The following is a 425-nucleotide window of genomic DNA, read 5'->3' on the forward strand; positions in this document are numbered from 1 at the left end:
AACTCAAAAAACACACTGTAAACACTGAACTTCAATTTTGCACTAAAGTCGCCACGCGTTGGCAATCCCTCTTGAGCCGTTTGTTAGGTGTATTACCCAAATGCCGATTATGTCCAACCTTGAGACCATTTTTCTTCATTTTTTAACTCAAGCCAATTAATGGAATATTCATTTTTGGAAAGAATAGATTCTAACTTACACAAAGTTACTGAACCGTCTTCTTCATACTCAACCTCTGACACCAAAAAGTGTTTCTCTCGATTTATCGGTTTTACAGCTGTCCATTTGCTATTACGCAATTTTGCCGGATTAATCTGATTCATTTTTAACTCCGTAATATTATGAATTCATTATTTTACGGACATTTTGAAAAATAAGTTCAATTGATGGCTGCGTTACTAAAGACACCTAACGCCCGGCTAAGG

1 protein-coding gene is annotated in these 425 nt (G+C 36.2%); it reads right to left on the reverse strand.

Features of this window, described 5'->3' with window-relative positions:
* Positions 1-107: 107 nt before the first annotated feature.
* Positions 108-323, reverse strand: a complete 216-nt coding sequence (locus PL85_RS18595; RefSeq protein ID WP_115340168.1) for a TIGR02450 family Trp-rich protein — start codon at positions 321-323, stop codon at positions 108-110.
* Between the last annotated feature and the right edge of the window lie 102 nt (positions 324-425).

The organism is Vibrio anguillarum (genome assembly GCF_001989995.2).
Lineage (GTDB): Bacteria > Pseudomonadota > Gammaproteobacteria > Enterobacterales > Vibrionaceae > Vibrio > Vibrio anguillarum.